Genomic DNA, 6,004 nt, shown 5'->3' with positions numbered 1-6,004 from the left:
GCTTCCGGTGGCGGTTGTAGATCCGCCAGATGATGCTCGTGCCCGCGTCCGGATCCGTCGCGGCGCCCTCCGCGTCCTCGAAGACCACGGTGGCGGTTACGGCGTTGTTCGGCTGGGTCATGCGGCTTCCTCCGCAGGGGTGGCGCTGTACTACAATTTACCCTCCAAACGCGCACAATCAACTACTTTCGGTACACCTGGGGCGCGCAAGAGGTGCGGGCCGTGCGGTTTCACGGCTCGTCGCCCCTCGGCGGCAACAGGGCGGGCGGCGGCGGCGATGATGGGGGCGTGGGTCATGGCTTCCACTTCCCACCCGCGATCATCTGCAAGCGCACCTCGTTCGCGATCTTGACCGCGTGCCGCTCGTCCTTCGCCCACACCTGCGCGTTCAGGGCGTCAGGAACCCCCTTGCCGCGATACGCGGGCGCTTGGGACCGGCGCCAGATCCAGCAGTTGTCAGACATTTCATACCCGCTCCATCCGTCCGCGCTACCGACATCTTCCACCGAACCGTCGCGCAACATCAACACGCGATAGCGAGTAAGCCCCTCGTTGAGCGCGTCCACACCGGGGTTCAGCGGCCACTTGGCGACCGACGCCTTGCTGAAGTTATCCGAGGCGTTGATCCGGTCCGCGACCCGCTTGGCGTCCTTCCGGTTGTCGTAGACGCCGACCACCCGGTAGTCGCTGTACTCGCCCATTTCGATCACCCACACATATCCGCTCATCACCCCACCTCCTGGCGCTCGGGGGCTATCGTCCACAGTCGGCCAACGCGCAATCGTCGCAGTAAGACAAAGCAGACAGGGCAAAGAGCACTGCAATCTGGCGCCTCGCGCAGGTCAAGCCGGTCGACCACCTCTCCGCAGTTACTGCACTCCGCTATCCGCTCTTTGTTGCGGGTGTTGGCGCTCATTCGTTGTCTCCTTGGTTAGGATGGATGGTGTTGGCGCCCAGGGAGAGGCCCCCGGAGCAATCACGGAGCTCGGCAACGATCTCGGAATCGCTCATCGGTCCTTCGTGGTGGGGGTGTGCCCGATGTACCGATTGCAGTCGAGGCACCAGCGCGCCGCATCGCTGATCACGGCCACATGCAGGTGCGGGCATGTCGCCTCCGGCCCACGCAGCCCGTGGCGGCGCATGATGGCGAGGATCTCGTCTGCGAATAGGGGCGAAGTGATGCTCTCAATTTCCCGCGCCGCCGCCTCCAGCGCCGCCCGGTCTCCGAAGCGGTGGGGAGCCCTGCCCTCGACGCGCGGGAGGTCTACCGGCTTGCCGGTGGGGAGGCGGTAGCCCAGCTCGCGCAGCCGGGCGTCTCGGTCCTCCGTGGCGCGCTCGGGGTGCTCAGGCATGGTCAGCCTCCGGCCGCTCAGTGTTCAGCCATGCGAGCACCTTTCGCTCGACGGGCAACCAATAGACGTAGGGCATCTGGTTGACCTCTAAGTGCGCTTCGTCGGTCGTCCAGTCATCCTCATACTCGCAGGCGATCATCCCGCCAATCACCGCGTATCCACCATCCTCCTCCTGCTGCCAGGAGTCCGGCTGATAGGTGAGTGATCCGCCGCAAGCCGGGCAGGTCTCAACCGACCTGGGCACCGAGAAGATGCCTTCGAGCATCGCGGCGCGCTCGGGCGCGGAGGTGTCAGCGCTCACTTTCCCGTTTCCTCGAGTTGCCGTTCGCGGCTTTAGCCTGCGCTCGATCGTACTCACTTCGCAACTCCCTCTGCGCCCGCTGGAGCGCCCACCTCGATCATCGAATCCAGCAACTCCAGCGCGCTGGCCTGGAGCGCTTCGACCGTAGGGCGAAGCGCGCCCCTGGCAGCGTCCCTGGCAGCGGCCCTGGCAGCGGCCCAGGCAGCGGCCCTGGCAGCGTCCCAGCCAGCGGCCCAGCCAGCGTCCCAGCCAGCGGCCCAGGCAGCGTCCCAGGCAGCGTCCGCCGCGCTGCGCGCGGCGTCGAGGGCGGGCTGCGCCGCTCGGGCCGTCGTCGCGTCGGTGATGCGCGCGAGCGACTCCAGCGCCCGTGCGTGCTCCTCTAGTCCCGCCAGGCGCAGGAACGCGGGCGTGTGGACCCGCACCAGCCAGTCGGTCGCCATCCAGGCGCGGATCTCTTCGTCGGCCTCGCCCGTGGCGGTGCAGAGGATGCGGGCGGCGTAGGGGCGCAGCCGCTGGCGGTCGGCATCATTCCACGCGTCGTTGAGACCGATCACATAGCTGCGGATCACGCGGCTGATGCTCGGGTGATCGTCCGCGAACGGCGCAGCCTCCAGCGGGCGCTCGCAGCGCAGCAGCCCCGGCGGGACCTGCACCACGCCGGCGGCGATGAGGTTGCTGACCTCGACCGCGCACGCCTGGCCGCAGAACTCCGTTCCGTGGGCACCGCTCGCCAGCATCAGGTCGTCGAGATGGATCGTTTGCATGGTCAGGTCTGGTCAGTGGTGGTCAAGTGCGCCCGCTGGTGCAGGGGCGGCGAGCAGGGGCCTCCAGCTTCTCCACCCGCTCCAGCGCAGCGCGTCCGGCGGCAAGCCCGTCCCCGATCACCAGATCCGGGTCGTGGTCAGGTCGGGCCGGGATACTCATCACCCACTCGCGAGCGCCGAGCTCGGTGCCCCGAGGCCGCGATCCGCCGGAGGATCTCGATTCGTCGCTGTTCGTTCATTGCCTATTCTTCGTCCAGGATCTGGCGGATCTCCCGCTCGACGATGTCGAGCTCTGCCCTCCACCTCATGGTGGTCTTCCAGTCGGGGCACTCGTCGCTCCCGATGTTGAGCTCGGTGTTGAGCGCGCATCGCTCGAAGTTCTTCTTGGCCATCATGATCTTGACGGTCAGCAGATTCTCCCTCTCCCGCAGCCGTGCGAGGCGCCAGGCGTCGATCTTGTTGCATCCCGCCAGGAGCGAGGTGGCCAGGAGGAAGGCGGCGGCCCGGACGATCGGGCTCCGGCGGTCAACCATTCTTGTCCTCCCGCTCGAGCTTCTCTTCGCAGGCGATGCGGACCCACTCGGAGGCGCTGATGTTCTTGCCCTCCGCCGCGCTGGCCTCTCGTGCCGCCTGCTGGATCCGGCCCGTCCTCGCCGCAGTTCGGGTTTCTGGTTCCAGCCGCTCCCGCAGCCGGTCGATCTCGTCCAGCAGGTCCATGATGCGCTCGACTCTTCGCAGCACCTTCCGGCGCCCGTTGGCCCAGCGCTCAACCTCGTTGGGGTGCGCCGCGAGCAGCGGGGCCGCCTCCTTGTAGGTCAGGCCCCGACGCTCTAGCCAAGCACGGAATTCAGTGGGGGTCATGCGGCGGATATCGCCCGGTTCACTCGCTCCGCCAACTCCGCACGCGATGGCACGGATGCGCGCAGCGCTGCAAGGTGCTCGCGGTAGCCGTCCGCGCAGTGGAACCACACGCCCGCCCCGCCGTCGAACGAGAAGGTGATCGACTGGCCACCGCAGTGGTCGCACGCCGCCTCTGCCATCGCCGCGCGCATCTGCGCCAGGTTGTTCTTCGCCACCGCCATCTTCTCACGCTCTTGCTGAGAAATCACGCGCATTGGGTCGCTCCGTGGTTGGGTTTCATCCTTCACTCTCCCCCATTATACAACCAATGGTTGCCGGGCGCAACCCTTTTGATCCTCCAAACGATATCAAACGCTCACTTCCGTCACACGGGCCGATCTCCCGCTGACCCTACCCGGACCCCTCTGCCGACCCCGTTCGCCCGTCACGCGCCATCCTGGGCGGGTGATTCGGCGCGCTGGCGTAATTGCAGGGCGACTCACGCCGCCACCCTCAGCGCCAGGTACGACTCGATCTCCGCCCTGGCCTCCTCGAATCCCCGGCAGACCACCGCGCGGTACCCTTGCTCGCAGAGCCGGTTGAGCCACCAGTTCTGCTCGACGGACGGGCGCCCGTAGCGGGTTTTCATTTCGATGTAGAGGCCGTGGTACGGGCCGCGCGGGACGGGGAGCGCCAGGTCGGGCACGCCGGCCTTGACGCCCTCGGCCTTGAGGCGGGCGGCAGCGACCCGGCTCCGGTGGCCGCCGTTGGGGATGGCGTGGAGCAGGGCGAGCTCTGGAATGGCGAGCGAGCGGAGCATAGCCCATCTGATGACCGCCGCCTGCTCGTCGTGCTCCTTGTACTGGCGATCGAGCATCCGGCGAGCTTTGGCGGAGGGGGCGCGTCGGGTGCTCATGCGACCGACTCCTCCGCCGGATCGCGGCCGATGCGCAGCCAGTCGAGCGGATCCACCAGGGTCGAGGCGCCGCCGGCAACCATGATCTCCTCGACGATGCGGAAGATTCCCTGCCGGTCGCCGGGGTGGAAATCCTTGTTCCGGCGGCCGGACCACCAGTCGAAGTACTCGCGCCAGTCGGGGCGCCCTTCGCGCTCCACCATCCGCACGAAGGCATCCGCCTGGTGCAGTCGGTCGCTCTCGCTCAGGTATCCGAATCGGGCCACTTTCTCACTCCCGGTCTTCGAGATCTTCGAACCGGGCGCACTCGGCTCGAAAGAACAGGTCAACGATCCCGGTTGCGCCGTTGCGTTGCTTCGCGATGATGCACTCGGCCTTGCCGACGAGGTTGTCCCCCTGCTTGCTCGTGGGGCCGAAGTAGTACTCGGGGCGGTGCAGCAGGAGCACCGTGTTCGCGTCCTGCTCGATCGCGCCAGATTCTCGCAAGTCGGAGAGCGTGGGCCGCTTGTCCGCCCGGTCCTTGAAGCGAGAGAGCTGAGACAGGAGCACCACCGGCACACCCAGGTCCTTCGCCAGTGCCTTGCATCCGCCGGTGACCTCCGCGAGCGCCTGGGCGCGCGTTTCGCCCTCTGCGCGCATGATCTGCAGGTGGTCGATCACCACCAGGCCCAGGCCATGCTTCGCCTTCATCCGGCGACACCGCGAACGGACGTGAGAGAGCGGAACGGCCGAGGTGTCGTCCACGTAGATCGGCAGGTCCTTGAGTTCCATGGAGACGCGCTCGATCCTCCACGTGGAATCCGGATACCCGCCCGGCCCGTCGCGGCGGTATTTGCTGGCGTCGATCATCCCTTCCGCGCACAGCATCCGCCAGATGAGCTCGTCGCGCGTCATCTCGAGCGAGAAGATGGCAACTGGATAGCCCGATCTGGCGGCGCTCACCGCGGTCTGCAGCGCGTAGCTGGTCTTACCCATCCCTGTTGCGCCCGCAATAACCACCAGATCGCCCGGCGCGAACCCGAACGTCATGCGGTCTACATCCCGAAACCCGGTCGGGACGCCCGTCTTCTTGCTCGCCTTCTCCTCGATGACCTGGCGTATTTCCGGCCCCTCGATCTTCCGCAAACTCTCCACGAGGGCTGCGTCGGTCGCCACGTCCAGTACCAGCCGCCCCGCCTCGTCGATCGCCTCCTCGACCTCAATTTCCGGGTCGGCTAGCGCCTGGATCTTCCGCCCGGCTTCGGCCAGCCGGCGGCGCCGGGTTGACTCCCGCAGCTTCTCAACGTGGTACTCGATGCGGATCGCCGCGTAGATGCCCGCGTCCGCCAGTTGTGACAGGTAGGCGAGTTGCTGTCCCGCGTCCGACTCGCCGAGCTCCGTCAGCGCGGCGCCGATGGAGACAATATCCGGACGCCCCCCATCCTCGTGGATCTGCATCGCGATGCGGAACACGCGGCGGTGCAGGGGTCGCGCGAAGTCCGCCTCGCCCACCCTCTCCTCGATCGCCGGGATCACCGTCTCCGCGTCGGAGATGATTGCTCCCAGGACCAGCGCCTCGCTGTCCGCGACGAACGGGGCTTCAGCCAGCTGCGGCACGCACCACCTCCTCGATCGACTCACCGATCGGCCTCAGCGGGTCACCTTTCTCGCGGGCCAGTTGCTTCGTCTGTTGCCGTCGCCAGAAAGCCACGCACCGGCTGATGATGTCCCGCTGCCCGTCGCGGTTGAAGAAGCGCATCGTGATCGGCTTCTCCGGGTCGAGTTCGCCAAGCAGCGCGATGCGACACAACGAGATGGCGCCGTTCAGTTCGTGCGGCTGGAATTGCTTGAG

12 protein-coding genes are annotated in these 6,004 nt (G+C 67.0%); all 12 read right to left on the bottom strand.

Annotation, left to right across the window (positions count from 1 at the left end; all coding sequences use genetic code 11):
* Positions 1–293 precede the first annotated feature (293 nt).
* Entirely contained in the window at positions 294–728 is a 435-nt protein-coding gene (locus VF167_08470; GenBank protein HEX6925451.1) for a hypothetical protein, read from the bottom strand.
* 279 nt (positions 729–1,007) lie between these two features.
* On the bottom strand, positions 1,008–1,352 hold the full coding sequence (locus VF167_08465; GenBank protein ID HEX6925450.1) for a hypothetical protein: 345 nt from the start codon (positions 1,350–1,352) through the stop codon (positions 1,008–1,010).
* Positions 1,345–1,653, bottom strand: coding sequence for a hypothetical protein (locus VF167_08460; GenBank protein ID HEX6925449.1), 309 nt, complete (start codon positions 1,651–1,653; stop codon positions 1,345–1,347). The genes VF167_08465 and VF167_08460 overlap by 8 nt, the downstream gene beginning before the upstream one ends.
* A 53-nt stretch (positions 1,654–1,706) precedes the next feature.
* Positions 1,707–2,417, bottom strand: coding sequence for a hypothetical protein (locus VF167_08455; GenBank protein ID HEX6925448.1), 711 nt, complete (start codon positions 2,415–2,417; stop codon positions 1,707–1,709).
* A 22-nt stretch (positions 2,418–2,439) separates the two neighbouring features.
* Complete coding sequence (locus VF167_08450) at positions 2,440–2,577, bottom strand: hypothetical protein (protein HEX6925447.1); 138 nt, start codon at positions 2,575–2,577, stop codon at positions 2,440–2,442.
* An 82-nt stretch (positions 2,578–2,659) separates the two neighbouring features.
* On the bottom strand, positions 2,660–2,950 hold the full coding sequence (locus tag VF167_08445) for a hypothetical protein (GenBank protein ID HEX6925446.1): 291 nt from the start codon (positions 2,948–2,950) through the stop codon (positions 2,660–2,662).
* Positions 2,943–3,278, bottom strand: a complete 336-nt coding sequence (locus VF167_08440; protein ID HEX6925445.1) for a hypothetical protein — start codon at positions 3,276–3,278, stop codon at positions 2,943–2,945. Before VF167_08440 ends, VF167_08445 begins: the two co-directional genes overlap by 8 nt.
* Complete coding sequence (locus VF167_08435; GenBank protein HEX6925444.1) at positions 3,275–3,532, bottom strand: hypothetical protein; 258 nt, start codon at positions 3,530–3,532, stop codon at positions 3,275–3,277. The genes VF167_08440 and VF167_08435 overlap by 4 nt, the downstream gene beginning before the upstream one ends.
* A gap of 224 nt (positions 3,533–3,756) precedes the next feature.
* A complete protein-coding gene (locus tag VF167_08430; protein ID HEX6925443.1) occupies positions 3,757–4,173 on the bottom strand; it encodes a VRR-NUC domain-containing protein in 417 nt (138 codons plus the stop codon).
* Positions 4,170–4,439, bottom strand: a complete 270-nt coding sequence (locus tag VF167_08425) for a hypothetical protein (protein ID HEX6925442.1) — start codon at positions 4,437–4,439, stop codon at positions 4,170–4,172. Before VF167_08425 ends, VF167_08430 begins: the two co-directional genes overlap by 4 nt.
* 4 nt (positions 4,440–4,443) lie before the next feature.
* Positions 4,444–5,769 (bottom strand): replicative DNA helicase, encoded by a 1,326-nt coding sequence (locus tag VF167_08420; GenBank protein ID HEX6925441.1) that lies wholly within the window; start codon positions 5,767–5,769, stop codon positions 4,444–4,446.
* Positions 5,753–6,004: hypothetical protein (locus VF167_08415; GenBank protein ID HEX6925440.1), on the bottom strand; the 252-nt coding region annotated here is incomplete at its 5' end. The genes VF167_08415 and VF167_08420, both read right to left, overlap by 17 nt.

The organism is Longimicrobiaceae bacterium, assembly GCA_036375715.1.
In the GTDB taxonomy this organism is placed as follows: domain Bacteria; phylum Gemmatimonadota; class Gemmatimonadetes; order Longimicrobiales; family Longimicrobiaceae; genus DASVBS01.
The sequence above is the reverse complement of the archived record's forward strand: the minus strand, read 5'-3'. Positions and strand labels throughout refer to the sequence as shown.

Bases quoted from the DNA above. Each gene is read 5' to 3' on its own strand.
- VF167_08450 (HEX6925447.1), bottom strand. From the start codon at position 2,577: ATGAGTATCCCGGCCCGACCTGACCACGACCCGGATCTGGTGATCGGG.
- VF167_08465 (HEX6925450.1), bottom strand. From the start codon at position 1,352: ATGCCTGAGCACCCCGAGCGCGCCACGGAGGACCGAGACGCCCGGCTG.
- VF167_08455 (HEX6925448.1), bottom strand. From the start codon at position 2,417: ATGCAAACGATCCATCTCGACGACCTGATGCTGGCGAGCGGTGCCCAC.
- VF167_08440 (HEX6925445.1), bottom strand. From the start codon at position 3,278: ATGACCCCCACTGAATTCCGTGCTTGGCTAGAGCGTCGGGGCCTGACC.
- VF167_08435 (HEX6925444.1), bottom strand. From the start codon at position 3,532: ATGCGCGTGATTTCTCAGCAAGAGCGTGAGAAGATGGCGGTGGCGAAG.
- VF167_08470 (HEX6925451.1), bottom strand. From the start codon at position 728: ATGAGCGGATATGTGTGGGTGATCGAAATGGGCGAGTACAGCGACTAC.
- VF167_08445 (HEX6925446.1), bottom strand. From the start codon at position 2,950: ATGGTTGACCGCCGGAGCCCGATCGTCCGGGCCGCCGCCTTCCTCCTG.
- VF167_08430 (HEX6925443.1), bottom strand. From the start codon at position 4,173: ATGAGCACCCGACGCGCCCCCTCCGCCAAAGCTCGCCGGATGCTCGAT.